Source organism: Streptomyces curacoi, from assembly GCF_001513975.1.
GTDB classification, from domain to species: Bacteria; Actinomycetota; Actinomycetes; order Streptomycetales; family Streptomycetaceae; genus Streptomyces; species Streptomyces curacoi.
The window spans coordinates 1-14454 of the sequence record NZ_KQ947996.1 but is presented as its reverse complement, the minus strand read 5'-3'; the positions used below and the strand labels follow the sequence as shown (position 1 = coordinate 14454).

The following is a 14454-nucleotide window of genomic DNA, read 5'->3' as shown; positions in this document are numbered from 1 at the left end:
CCTGGAAGCTGAACCCAACCGCTCCGGAACCGGAAGAACACCGCCATGACCATCCGTGTACTGCTCGCCGACGACCAGGCCCTCCTGCGGGCCACCTTCCGGATCCTGATCGACTCCTGCGCGGACATGGAGGTGGTCGCCGAGGCCGCCGACGGCGCCGAGGCCGTCGACCTCGCCCGTACCCACCGCCCCGACCTGGTCCTCATGGACATCCGCATGCCCGGCACCGACGGGCTGGCCGCCACGTCGGCGATCTGTGCGGATCCGGAGCTCGCGGCGGTGCGCGTGCTGATCCTCACCACGTTCGAGATCGACGAGTACGTCGCGCAGGCGCTGCGGGCCGGGGCGAGCGGCTTCCTCGGCAAGGACGTCACCGCGGACGTGCTGCTGGACGGCATCCGGACCGTGGCCGCCGGTGAGTCCCTGCTCTCCCCCACCGCGACCCGCACGCTGATCACGCGGTTCCTGGCCTCGCCCGCCGAGAGCGCGCAGTCGGCGGCGCCCGAGGGCCTCGCCGCCCTCACCGCCCGGGAGCGGGAGGTCATGGCCTGGGTGGCCGAGGGCCACTCCAACGAGGAGATCGCCGAGAAGCTCTTCGTCAGCCCGCTGACCGTGCGCACCCACGTCCACCGGGCGATGACGAAGCTCGGCGCCCGCGACCGTGCCCAACTGGTCGTGATGGCCTATCAGTCGGGTCTGGTACGGGCCGTGCCGCCGGCCGGGGACGCCTGAGGCTGCGCCCGCCGTTCAGGGGAAAACGGCACTGGGAGCGCGTGGCCGGGGGCGGGGCCGTCGACAACTGACCCGTGAGCCTGCCGCTGATCCCTCCCATGCTCGCCACGCCCGGCACCCTGCCGCCCGCCGCGCAGGACGCGCGCTGGGCCTACGAGACCAAGCAGGACGGCCAGCGCGCGGTGATCTATCTGGAAGGGGACGGCAGCCTGCTGCTGCGCGCCCGTTCCGGCGAGGACATCACGGCCGCCTATCCCGAACTGGGGCCGCTGGGCGGCGCGCTCGGCACCACGCCCGCCGTCCTGGACGGGGAGATCCTCGCACTGGACGAAGAGGGCCGCGCCGACTTCCAGTTGCTGCAGTCCCGCATGGGCCTGGCGCACGCGCCCGCACGGGCCGCGCGGATGGCGGCGAGGACACCGGTCCACCTGGTGCTGTTCGACGTGATGCACCTGGCGGGCCGCTCCCTCGTCACGCTGCCCTACACCCGGCGCCGCGGCCGGCTGGAGGAGCTGGGCCTCGGCGGGCCGTACTGGTCGACGCCGGCCGCGCTGGTCGGGCATGGCGCCGAGGCCCTGCGGGCGACCCGCGAGCACGGTCTGGAGGGGCTGATCTGCAAGCGGCTGGACTCGGTGTACGAGCCCGGGGTGCGGTCCCGCGCCTGGATCAAGATCCGCAACATGCGCAGTGAGGACGTCATCGTCGGGGGCTGGCTGCCCGGCAAGGGACGGCTCACCGGCCTGCCGGGCGCGCTGCTCGTGGGGCAGTACGCGGGCGGGCGACTGCGGTACGTGGGCGGCGTGGGCACCGGCTGGAGCGAGGCCGAGCGGACCCGGCTGGCCGAGCTGCTGCGGGCCAGTGCGTCGGACGTGTGCCCCTTCACTCCCGCGCCCCGGGTGGCGGGCGCCCACTGGGTGCTGCCGCGGCTGGTCGGCGAGGTGCGCTACAGCGTCCGCACCAGGTCCGGGATGCTGCGCCAGCCGTCCTGGCTACGGCTCAGGCCCGACCTCACCCCGGAGGACGCGGCGGCCGACCTGCCGGACGAGAGTGTGTGACGGGGGTTCAGCCCGAAGGCGCCGGTCAAAGGCGCCGTTCACACGGGGGTCCCCGAGCCGGCGCCGCTCGACGAAGTCGGTCTCCAAGTGTTGCGCGGATCGTTACCGCCGGTACGCCCGTGGCTCTTGGCGCGGAAGTGAATTCCCGGGATCCTGAACTGCCTTATGCCTACCAGCCGTTGGGCTGCGCCCGGATCACGAGGAGGACGCAGTGGCGTCACAGACGTTCCGCACGCACCGCAGGAGATGGCTCACCGGCCTGGCCGGCGCCGCCGCTCTCGTCATCGCCTTCCCCAGCACCGCCTTCGCGGCCCCGCCCGCGGCGCTGCCCGCGAACGCCGACGCGGCCGAGAAGACGTACCAGCCGGCCTACGACTACGACACCGACGGCTGCTACCCCACTCCCGCCATCGGCCCCGACGGCACCGTCAACGGCGGTCTCAGCCCGACGGGTTCGCTCAGCGGGGACTGCCGTGACGCGTCGGACCTCGACAACACCAACGGCTACTCGCGCTACAAGTGCAACAACGGCTGGTGCGCCTACATGTACGGCCTGTACTTCGAGAAGGACCAGGCCGTGTCGGGCAGCAGCATCGGCGGGCACCGGCACGACTGGGAGCACGTCGTGGTGTGGGTGCAGAACAACGCGGTGCGGTACGTCTCGACGTCCAACCACGGCTCGTTCACGATCAGCGCCGCGTCCTCGGTGCGCTTCTACGGCACCCACGCGAAGATCGTGTACCACAAGGACGGCATCAGCACGCACTGCTTCCGGCTGGCCAACTCGAACGACGAGCCGCCGGAGAACCACAAGGGCACCTGGCAGTACCCGCCGCTGGTCGGCTGGAACGGCTACCCGTCGGGCGTGCGCGACAAGCTGGTCGCGTACAACTTCGGCAGCGCCAACTTCGGCCTGAAGGACGCCAGCTTCGCCAACCATCTCGCGTCGGCGAAGCCGTCCGGCATCGCGTTCGACCCGTACGCCTGATCGGGCGGTCCAGGTCGGGCTCGGGACGTAGGTCCGTGGCCCCGCCACGCTTCCCTCCCGAGCCCGATCCGCGGCCGTGAGCCGGTGTCTAGCGTGACCGGCATGAACACGACCGACACAAGCGGGCAGTTGGAAGAAGCCCTGGAACGTCTCCACGCGTCCGGCCCGGAACGAGGGGGCTGGCTGTCCAACCACGCCCCCATGGTCGTGGAGGCGCTCGCCGCGCACGGCCACGCGGGGGCGGTCCACCGGTGGGTGGACCTCTACCGGAGCAAGCTGGAGGACTTCCCCGACCGCGTCGCCCCGGTCACGGACGACAACTGGGCTGCGGCACTGGGGGATCCGCGCCGGATCGCGGACTGGACCGACCACTTCTCCCGCTCGCTCGCCGAGCGGCCCTGGCGGAGCGTCCTCGCCGAATGGTGGCCGCGCCTGCTGCCCGGCATGTACGGCGGCGCCACCCACACGGTCATCCGGGCAGGCCACGCCGTACGCGCCCTCGAAGCACAGGAGAACGCCCCGCGGCTCACCGAACTCGCGCACGCACTGGGCTACTGGGCGGCGCGGCACCAGCCCGTGGCCGGCGTCGGCACCCTGCCGGGTGCGCCGACCGCCGGCGAGTCCCTGGACGCCGTACCCGCGATCGAGGCCGGGCACGTGGGATTCCGGAACCGCCTGTCCGCCGTACGCACACTGCCCGCGTGGGCGGACGACGTGACCGACCCGGACACGGCCCGAGAGCGCCTCACCGAACTCGTCCGTGCCACGACCCACCGCTACGCCACCCACGGCCACGGCGAGCCGACCATGCTCGTGCACGCGGCCACCGCCCCCAACGCCGTGCTGCGGACGCTGGATTCACTGCCGCGCGAGCTGTGGGCGCCTAGCCTGCACGCGGCGTGGACGGCGTCCGCGGCGGTCACCGCGATGTACACCCCCGCCGAGCCGGTCGCCTGCGCGCCGCCCGCCCGCCTCACCCCGGAGGAGGTCCTGGAGCGGGCCCTCGCCCACGGCGACGAGCACGTCATCAAACTCGCCGACACGGCCCTGGACGTCGGCGACGAACCCGCCCTCGCGGCCGCGCTGCGGGCGGTCGAGCTCAGCCCGCCTCTGGTCTGACATCCCCGTCGACGACGGCATCGCCCAAGGCCGTACGCCCGTACAGCACGTAGTGGCCCTGCCGCCGGGACACCAGCAGGCCCGCCTCGCGCAGCACCGAGAGGTGGGCCGACACGGTCGACGGGGCCAGGCCGTGCCGGCGGGCCAGAGTCGTGGTCGAGGAGGGGGCGGTCAGGTCGGCGAGGAGGGCGGCGCGGGGATCGCCGCCGGTGCGCTGCTCGGGGGCGCACTCCTGCCCGTGGTGGGGGTGCGCGGCACGTTCCTGGTCGGGGGGCTGCTCACGGCGGGGGCACTGGCGGTGCTGTCCTGGCCGGTGCGCGCGGGCGTCGGGGAGCGTGCGGGAATGGGGCGGTACCGTGCGGACGCGGGGGTGTGACGGACTATCGTGTCCGCATGTCCGTCCCTGAACTGATCCGTATCGTCTCCCGCGACTCGCCGATGGCACTCGCCCAAGTGGAGCGCGTCCGTGCCGAGTTGGCGGCCCTGCACCCCGGTGTGCGCACCGAGGTCGTGCCCGTGAAGACGACCGGTGACAAGTGGATGGGCGACCTGTCCCAGGTGGAGGGCAAGGGGGCGTTCACCAAGGAGGTGGACGCCGCTCTGCTGGCGGGTGAGGCCGATCTCGCCGTGCACTGCGTCAAGGACATCCCCGCCGACCGGCCGCTGCCCGCGGGGACGACGTTCGCCGCGTTCCTCAAGCGCGACGACATCCGTGACGCCCTGGTGCATCCCGGCGGGCTCACGCTGGACGAGCTGCCGGCCGGGACCCGGATCGGCACCTCGTCGGTGCGCCGTGTCGCCCAACTCGCCGCCACCCACCCGCACCTTCAGTGCGTGCCGTTCCGCGGCAACGCCAACCGGCGGCTGGAGAAGCTGGCCGCCGGCGAGGCCGACGCGCTGCTGCTCGCGGTGTCCGGACTGGAGCGCATCGGGCGCGGTGACGTGATCAGCGAGGTCCTGTCCACCGAGACGATGATGCCGCCGATCGGCGCGGGCATCCTCGCGCTGCAGTGCCGGGAGGGCGACACCGAGCTCATCGACGCCGTCAGCGGGCTCGGCGACCCGGACACCCATCGCGAGGCCACCGCCGAGCGCATGTTCCTGCACGTCCTGCAGGGACACTGCAACAGCCCGATCGCCGGGTACGCGCGCGTGGACCGCGGTGGCGAACTCTCCCTGAGGGCGTGTGTGTTCACCCCGGACGGCAAGACGCGGCTGAACGCCCACGAGTGGGCCGGCCGGCTGGACCCGGCCACGCTCGGTACGTCGGTCGCCGTGGCGCTGCTGCGGCAGGGGGCCCGCGAGATCATCGACGGCATCCCGCACTGAGGCGGCCGGGTCGCTCGCGCGTCAGGCGGTGCCCTCTTCGGCCTGCTGCCGCAGGAAGTTGCTCACCTGGTGCGCGAGGCCGTCCCGCGGGGCCGCGGCGTGCCCGCCGGCGGAGCCCTCCTGCAGGCCGAGGCCTCCGGTCCACAGCCGGCGGCCGGTCCACTCCTCCTCGACCCGCAGCTGGATCTGGAGGTCGACCTGGCCCAGGCTCGCCTCCGGTCCGGCGGCGTAGAGCAGGGCCGTGGCCCTGCGCAGCGGGTAGACGTCGAAGCCCTCGATGAACTGCGAGTTGCGCCAGTCGATGAACGCCGCCTCGCCGTCGGGGCCGATCCGCACATCGAACTGGCCGTCCTCGAGGTGGATGCCGAGGTGCCGGTCGCCACGGTTCTCGACGGTGACGCGGACCCTGAAGTAGGTCAGCCCCTCGGCGGCGTCGTCGCGTCCGCGCGGCGGCTCGGCGGCTTCCAGACGGTGGACGCGGACACGCAGACCGGCATGCTCGTCGTACTCGTGCCAGTCCCCGACCACGTTCGGCTCGTACACAGTCCACCTCTCGACCTCAGAGAGCTGCTTCCTATCTGTGTGCTCCGTGCACTGTCAAATGAGCAGAATGCGCTGTGGCCAGCCGATTCGCCCCCTTGATCACCGATCAAGCTGTGGGCAGCAAGAATCCGCTTACTGGCCTGGCGGCCGTGTTCACACACGTGCCGCACATCACTTTCCGCGCCAAGATCAGCGAGCCAGCCGGCCCAGCAGCGAGGAGGCCGCGGTGATGCCGAGCGCGGCGGCCACGAGCAGGACGGCGAAATCGAGCGCGAGGTGGGCGGGGGTGCCGAGGAGGAGACCGCGCAGGGCGTCGACCTGGTAGCTGAGCGGGTTGGCCTTGCTGACGACCTGGAGCCAGCCGGGCATCACGGACAGCGGGTAGAGGGCGTTGGAGCCGAAGAACAGGGGCATCGTGATGGCCTGCCCGAAGCCCATCAGCCGGTCGCGGCTGAGGACGATGCCGGCGATGGTGATCGACAGACAGGAGAAGAACGCCGAGCCGAGGACGACGACCGCGGCGACGCCGAGCAGCTTCAGCGGGTTCCAGGTCAGCGCCACGCCCAGTACGGCGGCGATGACGATCACGACGACCGCCTGGACGAGCGACTTCACCCCGGCCGCGAACGCCTTGCCGGTGATCAGGGCCGCGCGCGGGGTCGGGGTGACCAGCAGTTTGTTGAGGATGCCGGCATCGCGCTCCCAGATGATCTGGATGCCGTAGAAGATGGCGACGAACATCGCGGACTGGGCGATGATGCCGGGGGCCAGATAGTCGATGTAGGGGACGCCGTCGCTGGGGATCGCCCGGAGCCGGGTGAAGGTCTGGCCGAAGATCAGCAGCCAGAGGGCGGGCTGGACGGCGCGGGTGTAGAGCTCGGTCCGGTCGTGGCGCAGCTTCTGCAGTTCCACGGCGCACATGGCGACGACACGGGTGGGCAGCAGCCGCCAGCCGGCGCGGGGTGCGGGCGGCCGCAGCAGCAGGCCGATGCCCTCGGGGCGGTCCCCGTCAGCCGACGCGGCGTGCTGTGCGGCGGGTGCTTCGGACATCACGGAAGTCTCCTGACTGCTCGTCGAGTCCGCTGCCGGCGATGTCCCGGAAGACGTCCTCCAGCGTGGGCAGCGGGTCGGTGTCGGGCGCCCCCGCGGCACGCCGGCGCGCGCCGAGCCCCTCCCTGAGCTCGGCCGGGGTGCCGAGGGCCCGGATGCGGCCGTGGTGCATGAGGCCGACCCGGTCGCAGTACTGGTCGGCCTCGTCCATGTAGTGGGTGGTGACCAGGACGGTCATGCCGGTGGCGGCGCGCACGGCGTTGATGTGCTCCCATACGCCGGTGCGGGCGATCGGGTCGAGGCCGATGGTCGGTTCGTCGAGGATCAGCAGCCGGGGTGCGCTGACCAGGGCCTGGGCGAGTTCCAGCCGGCGGACCATGCCGCCGGAGTAGGTGCCGGCGAGCCGGTCGGCGGCGTCGGCGAGGCCGACCGCGGCCAGGGCCTGCCCGACCCGTTCGGCGCGTTCGCGGCGGGGCACGTCGAAGACGCGGGCGAAGAGGGCGACGTTCTCGCGGCCGGTGAGGCCGGCGTCGGCGGACAGCTGCTGCGGGACGTAGCCGAGCAGACGCCTTACGGCCATCCGGTCGCGCGCGGCGTCGTGGCCGAAGACGCGGACCATTCCGGCGGGCACCGGCAGGAGGGTGGTCATGCAGCGGATCGCCGTGGTCTTTCCGGCGCCGTTGGGGCCGAGCAGCCCGAAGACCTCGCTCTCCCGGACCGTCAGGTCGAGTCCGTCCACCGCGCGGGTCTCACCGAAGGCATGGGCGAGCCCGGTGCAGGCCACGGCCTCGGCGCCGTCTCGGGTCACGGTCGCTCCACCTCCTCGTGCAGTGTGTCCGCCAGCCTGCGCAGGGCAGGGACCGCCGCGAGCAGCGTCTCCCGGTCCGCCTCGTCGAGGCGCGACACCTGGCGTCGTACGAGCTCGGCGCGCCGTCTGCGCCACTCGTTCAGCCGAGTCCCGGCCGCGGGGGTGGGCAGCAGCCGGGCGGCGCGCCGGTCGGCGGGGTTCGTCCGGCGGACCAGATAGCCCTGTCGGCCCAGCTGGTTGACCAGGGTCGAGACCGAGTTGCCCGCCAGGTGCAGCTCCTTGGCCGCGTCCGAGACGCCGATGCCGGGCCGCTCCACGACCAGGCGCAGCAGCTCCACCTCGGCTCCGCGCAGCCGCGGCCCGGGCGTCTGACGCCGCAGCCTGCGCCGGATCAGCCGCTGGATGGCGACGAGCGCGTCGGCCAGCTCTTCCGGGAAGGTCTCCTGGTCCATGCCGTCGAGATTAGCTCTGTAACAGAGGTAATGGAGCCGAAGGAGGGTCAAGGTCACCCCTCCTCCTGGCCGGACACACCGTCACCCCGCCGTAACACGTAGTCGCATTCACGAAATGTGTTTCGGATACCAGAGTGCCGGGAATGCCCTGTTATGTGCTTCGGACAGGAGGCACGTCCGTGGGAGCCGGCCCGCCGGGCCCCTGGGTGTCTCCTGAGGGTCCGAATCCGCGCCTCCCTCGGTGTCTGTCCAGCCAGCACCTGCTGAGGAGGTGCGCACCTATGAGTGCCGCCACCAGAACGAAGCAGCACCCGCACGACGACGCCCCCGACACCGCCGAGGCGTTCGACCGGCTCGTGGAACTGCCCGACGGGCCGGAACGCAAGGCGCTCAGGGACGACCTGGTTCAGGCCTGGTTGCCCATGGCCGAGCGGATCGCGGTCCGGTTCAAGGGCCGCGGCGAATCCCTGGAGGACCTGTACCAGGTGGCGGCCCTGGGACTGGTGAAGGCCGTGGACCACTACGACCCGGCTCGCGGCCACGCCTTCGAGGCGTACGCGGTGCCCACCATCACCGGCGAAATCAAGCGGCACTTCCGCGACCACATGTGGACGCTGCATGTGCCGCGCCGGGTCCAGGACCTGCGCAACCGGGTGCGGAGCTCCGCGAAGGAGCTGTCGCAGCAGACCCCCGGGCGGGCGCCCACCGTTGCCGAGATCGCCGAACACGCGCATCTGAGCGAGGGAGAGGTGCGCGCCGGCATGGAGGCCCTGGAGTGCTTCTCCGCGCTGTCGCTGGAGGCCGAGATGCCCGGCACCGACGGCTATGCGCTGGGGGACGCGATCGGCGGTCCGGATCCGGCGTACGACGTGGTCGTCGACCGGGTGGCCGTCAAGCCGTGCCTGCAGCGGCTTCCGGAGCGTGAGCGGACCATCCTCTATCTCCGCTTCTTCGGCGGCATGACCCAGAGCCGTATCGCACAGCAGCTCGGCATCTCCCAGATGCATGTCTCCCGGCTGCTGAGCGGATGCTTCGCCCAACTGCGCGAGGAGCTGCTCGCCGAGGCCCGGTGAACCCCGCAGGGGCGGGTCACTCCTGGGCCGAACCCGGAATCTGCGTCGGACCGTGACGCTCCAGGGCGTCTTCGAGTTCGACGCGGATTTCGGGCGGCATCTCGCCGTCCCGGCCCCAGCGGAGAATCAGTTCGGCGACCCGGCGGAGCTTGATGTTCGTGTGCTGGGAGACCTCCTTCAGCACCGCCCATCCCTGCTCCGGCGCCAGGCGGCCGAGTGCGACGATCATGCCGATCGCCTGGTCCACGACCGCGTGCGAGACGACGGCCTCTTTGAGCTGGTCGACCTGCTCTTCCAGCTCAAGGATCCGGTCGGCCTCGTCGGCCGGCTCGTTCGGTACCGGTGCCACGCCTCCATCCTCGTCTCTTTGCCGCTCGCGTGCCAGTGAAGCGGAAGGCCGGCCGTTGTCCGTCGTTTCGGCGCCACGCCGGGGGTACTCGACAGGCCCGGGAGCGGATCCGGTTGGACACTGGGAAAGGACCGGTGGCCGCCGGTGCGGGCGAGACCAGGACGCGACTGCCATGAACGACGACATGAGAACCCCCCGAGGCACGGCCGAGGTCGTGTCCACACACTCCGTGTTCGGCGCACCCTGCTGGGTGAGCCTGACCAGCCGCGACCTGGAGGCCACCCAGGACTTCTACTCGGCGGTGCTGGGCTGGCGCTGGCGGCCGGCCAAGCTGGGCGACCGCTTCCGGATCGCGCTGGCGCAGAGCGTGCCGGTCGCGGGGATCGGCGCGGTCGCCTCGATGTGGCAGATGGCCGTGGCCTGGACGCCCTACTTCGCCGTGCCCAGCGCGGACGAGGCGGTGGCCCGGGTGCAGGAGCGCGGCGGCACGGCCGCGGTCGGGCCGCTCTCCCTGCCGCCCGGACGGGCGGCGCTGCTCGCCGACCGGGACGGCGCGACGTTCGGCGTCTGGGAGGGTGAACTCATCTCGAACTGGGAGACCTGGCGGCGCGCCGCGCCGACCTTCATCCGCCTGCACACCCGAGACGCCTTCGACGCCGCCATGTTCTACGGCGAGGTCCTGGACTGGGCGTCGGAGCGGCCCGGCTGCTGCGAGGTCCGCTACGAGGGCGGCGAGGTCGTGCTGCGCAGCGGCGGAGCCATCGTGGCCCGCATCGAGTCCGGCGCGCTGGAGGCCGCCCCCGACCCGACGATCCGGCCGCACTGGCAGGTCCACTTCGCGGTCGCCGACGTGTCGGGCTGCGCGCGGGCGGCGGAACTGCACGGCGGCAGTGTCCTGTCGAAGGGGAGCGACGAGGCGGTCCTGCGGGATCCGGACGGCGCGCAGTTCACCGTGACCTCGCGCCACGAGCGGTAAGCCGCAGAGACGAGCGGTAGCCGGCCGGGGCGCGCGGTTCCCCGCGCCCCTTCAGGGCGTTGTACGGGAGGGCCGCGTCAGGAGCATCAGGCTGCGACGCTCGACCAGGACGCGGGTGCCCGGCTTGTGCTCCGACTCGTCCGAGGGGCCCTGCGGCTCGCCGGTGTCGACCAGGGTCGTCCAGCGTTCGCCGTAGGTGACGTCCGGCAGCTGGAACTCCACCGGCTCCCAGTAGCCGTTGAGCAGCAGCAGGAAGGAGTCGTCCACCACGGGCTGCCCGCACCAGTCGGGTTCGGCGATGGCGTCGCCGTTGAGGAAGACGGCAACGGAGTGCGCGTCGGAGCGCTGCCAGGCCTCGTCCGTCATCTCGCGCCCGTCGGGCAGCAGCCACACCAGGTCGGGCAGCGGCTGCTCCGGACGGGTCGCGGTCTCGCCCTGGAAGAAACGGCGGCGCCGCAGGACGGGGTGAGCAGCGCGCAGCCCGATGACGTACCGGGTGAAGTCGGCGAGCGCGCGCTGCTCGTCAGTGAGCCGCCAGTCGATCCAGGAGACCTCGTTGTCCTGGCAGTAGGCGTTGTTGTTGCCGCCCTGGGTGCGGCCGAGTTCGTCGCCGTGGCAGAGCATGGGGATGCCCTGGGAGAGCATCAGCGTGGCGATGAGGTTGCGCTGCTGGCGGGCGCGCAGCGCCAGGACGGCCGGGTCGCGGGTCTCGCCCTCGGCCCCGCAGTTCCAGGACCGGTTGTGGCTCTCGCCGTCCCGGTTGCCCTCGCCGTTGGCCTCGTTGTGCTTGTCGTTGTACGAGACGAGGTCGCGCAGGGTGAACCCGTCGTGGGCGGTGACGAAGTTGACGCTGGCGCGCGGCCGGCGCCGGCTGTGCGCGTACAGGTCGGAGGAGCCGGTGAGCCGGGAGGCGAACTCGCCGAGCGAGCCCGGCTCGCCGCGCCAGAAGTCCCGTACGGCGTCCCGGTACTTGCCGTTCCACTCCGACCACAGCGGCGGGAAGTTGCCCACCTGGTAGCCGCCCTCGCCGACGTCCCACGGCTCGGCGATCAGCTTGACCCTGCTGATCACCGGGTCCTGCTGGATCAGGTCGAAGAACGCCGAGAGCCGGTCCACCTCGTGGAACTGCCGGGCCAGGGTGGCCGCGAGGTCGAAGCGGAAGCCGTCGACGTGCATCTCGGTGACCCAGTAGCGCAGCGAGTCCATGATCAGCTGCAGCACGTACGGGTGGCGCATCAGCAGGCTGTTGCCGGTGCCGGTGGTGTCGTAGTAGTGCGCCCAGTCGCCGTCGACCAGGCGGTAGTACGAGGCGTTGTCGATGCCGCGGAAGGAGAGGGTCGGGCCGCGCTCGTTGCCCTCGGCGGTGTGGTTGTAGACCACGTCCAGGATCACTTCGAGGCCGGCCGCGTGCAGCGCCTTCACCATCGACTTGAACTCGTTCACCTGCTGACCGCGGGTGCCGTGGGCGGCGTAGCCGTTGTGGGGCGCGAAGAAGCCGATCGTGTTGTAGCCCCAGTAGTTGGACAGGCCCCGGCCCTGCAGCACGCCGTCCTGGACGTACTGGTGCACCGGCATCAGCTCGACGGCGGTCACCCCGAGGGACGTCAGGTGCTCGACGACCGCGGGGTGCGCGAGTCCGGCGTAGGTGCCGCGCAGTTCCGGCGGGACGTCGGGGTGGGTGCGGGTCATGCCCCGTACGTGCGCCTCGTAGATGACGGTGTCGGCGTACGGCCGCCGCAGCGGACGGTCGTCGCCCCAGTCGAAGTACGGGTCGGTCACCACGCCGAGCATGGTGTGCCCGGCGCTGTCGGCCGGGGACGGGGCGCCCGGGGTGCGCTCGAAGAGGGAGGCGTGGTTGTCCACCTGGCCGTCCACCGCCCGGCTGTACGGGTCCAGCAGCAGCTTCGCCGGATTGCACCGGTGGCCGAGGTCCGGGTCCCAGGGGCCGTGGACCCGGTAGCCGTAGCGCTGTCCGGGGCCGACGCCGGGCAGGTAGCCGTGCCACACGAAGCCGTCCACCTCGGTCAGCGGAACGGCCGTGTGCCGGCCCTTGTCGTCGACGAGGACCAGCTCGACGCGTTCGGCGACCTCGCTGAACAGGGCGAAGTTGGTGCCCTGTCCGTCGAAGGCGGCTCCCAGCGGGTAGGGGTGCCCGCTCCACGCGGACACCCCAGTGCGGCTCCGTCGCGGGGTCACCGGGCCTCCTCCAGGACGCCGTCCCGGATGCCGGCCGCGTCGGCGATGGCCGTGACGGGCACCTCGCGGGGCACAGGGCGCGCCGCGCGCAGGCTGGGCGCGGGCGCCGCCGGCACGAGCGGGGCGCGTTCGCCGGCCCGGGCGCGCTGCGAGAACCAGATGACCTTGCTGCCGGTCTCGGTGGCGCAGCAGCCCCAGCCGTCGCTCATCGCGGCGAGGTGCTGCAGGCAGTCGCGCAGTTCGTGATCGGGGCGCAGGGCGCGGTCGTGGTCGCCGATGGCGGTGATGAGGTGCTGGCCGTTCCACCACATCTCGATCGATGTGTTCTTGTCCGTCGCGTGCTCGTCGATGGCCCGCAGCAGCATCTCCGTACCGCGGCAGACGGGGTCCACAAGCGTCTCCAGGTCCCAGTACCGGAGGTGAGCGGCCAGAATGCGGCTGACCTGTCCCACCCGTTCGGGGCTGACTTCCACGTCGAGGTGGTAGTAGCAGGGCACTGCGGTCTTCACCGTCGTTACCTCCTCACCGCGAAAGCTCCCGCTCTCCTCGCCCCTGCGGGACGGGCCCCGAACACGGAGCGTGAGCATCGATCGCTTCTGAGTCACTCCAGGGTGTGTGCGGTAGTCCATTCGTGCAACACGAGACGACATCTGAGGTAGTTGAAGCTCCAACAGGACGCTGCGTCGTCGACCATGCACCATGTGTGAAGACCTCGATGCCCGTAACGGAACCCGTGCGTATGCGCGCACGGGTTCCGCCCGACGGTCGGGAGACGTGCCATCGAGCCCGGAAGGTGAACGGCCCCATGCTGCTACCGGCCAAAGCCGAAGTCGCCCGGCAACTGCGGCGATACCGGGCCTGGGAACGCGCCATGCTCGCGGCCCCGGCCGACCTCGCGGTGCGCTCCACCTTCGAGGACGCCGGCTACACGCTGTGCGTGCTGATGGGCAAGCGCTGTGCGCGCGAGGCGGCGGACGCCGCGGAGCGCTATCTGCGCAGCACCCTGGCCGCCTATCTCGGGGAGCAGGACGAACGGCCCCGCGCTACCGGCGTCACCGCGCGGCGGGGCCCGCCCAGAACACGGCGGTGGCGTTTCCTTGCGGGGAGGTAGACACCTTCCGGCGCAGCTTCGACCCCCGGCCGGGCTTCGTGCCCGGCCTCGAGCACGGCGGAGGTGAACCATGGGCAGGACCAAGACCAGGGCCGGGACCAAGGCCGCAGCCATCGGCCGCATCCCGGTACGGGATGTGCGGCCGGCCGTGGAATGCGGCAGGTATCCGGCGAAGGCGGTCGCGGGAGAGACCTTCGAGGTCACCGCCACCGTGTTCCGCGAGGGCCATGACGCCGTCGCCGCCAATGTCGTCCTGACGGATCCGGACGGCCGGCCCGGCCCGTGGACGCCGATGCATGAACTGGCCCCCGGCCTCGACCGCTGGGGCGCCAAGGTGACGCCGTCCGCGGTCGGGCGCTGGACGTTCCATGTGGAGGCCTGGAGCGACCCGGTGACCACCTGGCGCCGCACCGCCTCCATCAAGGTGCCGGCCGGCATCGACGTCGGACTGGTCCTGGAGCAGGGCGGCGAGCTGTACGAGCGTGCGGCGGCCGGGGTGCCCGACAAGGCGGGGCGGGCGACCGTGCTGGCCGCCGCGGAGGCGTTGCGGGACGACTCGCTGCCGCCCGAGTCACGGCTGGCGGCGGCGTTCGCGGCGAACGTGGACGCGGTGCTGGGGCGGTATCCGCTGCGGGATCTGGTCACCGCGTCGGATCCGCTGCCGCTGCTGGTG

General features: G+C 71.8%; 18 protein-coding genes. 10 read left to right on the top strand and 8 right to left on the bottom strand.

Going from position 1 to position 14454, the window contains the following annotated elements:
• The first annotated feature begins 45 nt into the window (after positions 1-45).
• The 4 genes from AQI70_RS33625 (at position 46) to AQI70_RS33610 (ending at position 3894) form a co-directional block, all read left to right on the top strand.
• Entirely contained in the window at positions 46-732 is a 687-nt protein-coding gene (locus AQI70_RS33625; protein ID WP_062156240.1) for a response regulator transcription factor, read from the top strand.
• Between the two features lie 74 nt (positions 733-806).
• Positions 807-1787, top strand: coding sequence for a non-homologous end-joining DNA ligase (gene ligD / locus AQI70_RS33620; RefSeq protein WP_062156239.1), 981 nt, complete (start codon positions 807-809; stop codon positions 1785-1787).
• Between the two features lie 211 nt (positions 1788-1998).
• On the top strand, positions 1999-2775 hold the full coding sequence (locus tag AQI70_RS33615; protein ID WP_062156238.1) for an NPP1 family protein: 777 nt from the start codon (positions 1999-2001) through the stop codon (positions 2773-2775).
• A gap of 102 nt (positions 2776-2877) precedes the next feature.
• Complete coding sequence (locus tag AQI70_RS33610; protein ID WP_062156343.1) at positions 2878-3894, top strand: questin oxidase family protein; 1017 nt, start codon at positions 2878-2880, stop codon at positions 3892-3894.
• Here the strand turns inward: AQI70_RS33610 and AQI70_RS38850 are convergent.
• A complete protein-coding gene (locus AQI70_RS38850) occupies positions 3875-4042 on the bottom strand; it encodes an ArsR/SmtB family transcription factor (protein ID WP_425264652.1) in 168 nt (55 codons plus the stop codon). The two genes, AQI70_RS33610 and AQI70_RS38850, sit on opposite strands and share 20 nt — an antisense overlap.
• On the opposite strand from AQI70_RS38850, the gene AQI70_RS40470 reads away from it, so the two are divergent.
• Positions 4028-4270, top strand: coding sequence for a hypothetical protein (locus AQI70_RS40470; protein WP_062156237.1), 243 nt, complete (start codon positions 4028-4030; stop codon positions 4268-4270). The two genes, AQI70_RS38850 and AQI70_RS40470, sit on opposite strands and share 15 nt — an antisense overlap.
• A 17-nt stretch (positions 4271-4287) precedes the next feature.
• Entirely contained in the window at positions 4288-5223 is a 936-nt protein-coding gene (gene hemC, locus AQI70_RS33600; protein ID WP_062156342.1) for a hydroxymethylbilane synthase, read from the top strand.
• Positions 5224-5244: 21 nt separating this feature from the next.
• Here hemC and AQI70_RS33595 read toward each other — a convergent pair whose 3' ends face one another.
• From AQI70_RS33595 to AQI70_RS33580, 4 genes are all read right to left on the bottom strand, one after another.
• Positions 5245-5766 (bottom strand): hypothetical protein, encoded by a 522-nt coding sequence (locus AQI70_RS33595; RefSeq protein ID WP_062156236.1) that lies wholly within the window; start codon positions 5764-5766, stop codon positions 5245-5247.
• A gap of 189 nt (positions 5767-5955) precedes the next feature.
• Entirely contained in the window at positions 5956-6816 is an 861-nt protein-coding gene (locus AQI70_RS33590; protein WP_062156235.1) for an ABC transporter permease, read from the bottom strand.
• Positions 6776-7624 carry an ABC transporter ATP-binding protein gene (locus AQI70_RS33585; RefSeq protein WP_062156234.1) on the bottom strand — a complete coding sequence of 283 codons (849 nt, stop codon included), beginning with the start codon at positions 7622-7624 and terminating at the stop codon, positions 6776-6778. Before AQI70_RS33585 ends, AQI70_RS33590 begins: the two co-directional genes overlap by 41 nt.
• Entirely contained in the window at positions 7621-8076 is a 456-nt protein-coding gene (locus AQI70_RS33580; protein ID WP_062156233.1) for a MarR family winged helix-turn-helix transcriptional regulator, read from the bottom strand. Before AQI70_RS33580 ends, AQI70_RS33585 begins: the two co-directional genes overlap by 4 nt.
• A 281-nt stretch (positions 8077-8357) precedes the next feature.
• Between AQI70_RS33580 and AQI70_RS33575 the strand changes: the two genes are divergently transcribed.
• A complete protein-coding gene (locus tag AQI70_RS33575; protein ID WP_062156232.1) occupies positions 8358-9149 on the top strand; it encodes an RNA polymerase sigma factor SigF in 792 nt (263 codons plus the stop codon).
• Between the two features lie 16 nt (positions 9150-9165).
• Here the strand turns inward: AQI70_RS33575 and AQI70_RS33570 are convergent, their stop codons facing one another.
• Positions 9166-9498 carry an ANTAR domain-containing protein gene (locus tag AQI70_RS33570; protein ID WP_004004026.1) on the bottom strand — a complete coding sequence of 111 codons (333 nt, stop codon included), beginning with the start codon at positions 9496-9498 and terminating at the stop codon, positions 9166-9168.
• A 172-nt stretch (positions 9499-9670) separates the two neighbouring features.
• Here AQI70_RS33570 and AQI70_RS33565 point away from each other — a divergent pair, with 172 nt between their 5' ends.
• Positions 9671-10474: a VOC family protein gene (locus AQI70_RS33565; protein WP_062156231.1), complete on the top strand. Its 804-nt coding sequence runs from the start codon at positions 9671-9673 to the stop codon at positions 10472-10474.
• Between the two features lie 51 nt (positions 10475-10525).
• Here the strand turns inward: AQI70_RS33565 and glgX are convergent, their stop codons facing one another.
• Positions 10526-12643 carry a glycogen debranching protein GlgX gene (glgX, locus tag AQI70_RS33560; RefSeq protein ID WP_062156230.1) on the bottom strand — a complete coding sequence of 706 codons (2118 nt, stop codon included), beginning with the start codon at positions 12641-12643 and terminating at the stop codon, positions 10526-10528.
• A 23-nt stretch (positions 12644-12666) separates the two neighbouring features.
• Positions 12667-13179, bottom strand: a complete 513-nt coding sequence (locus tag AQI70_RS33555; RefSeq protein ID WP_062156229.1) for a hypothetical protein — start codon at positions 13177-13179, stop codon at positions 12667-12669.
• 296 nt (positions 13180-13475) lie between these two features.
• Here AQI70_RS33555 and AQI70_RS33550 point away from each other — a divergent pair, with 296 nt between their 5' ends.
• Entirely contained in the window at positions 13476-13781 is a 306-nt protein-coding gene (locus AQI70_RS33550) for a DUF5133 domain-containing protein (protein WP_062156228.1), read from the top strand.
• A gap of 70 nt (positions 13782-13851) precedes the next feature.
• Positions 13852-14454 (top strand): maltotransferase domain-containing protein (locus tag AQI70_RS33545; RefSeq protein WP_159042731.1); only part of this gene is annotated, 603 nt, incomplete at its 3' end.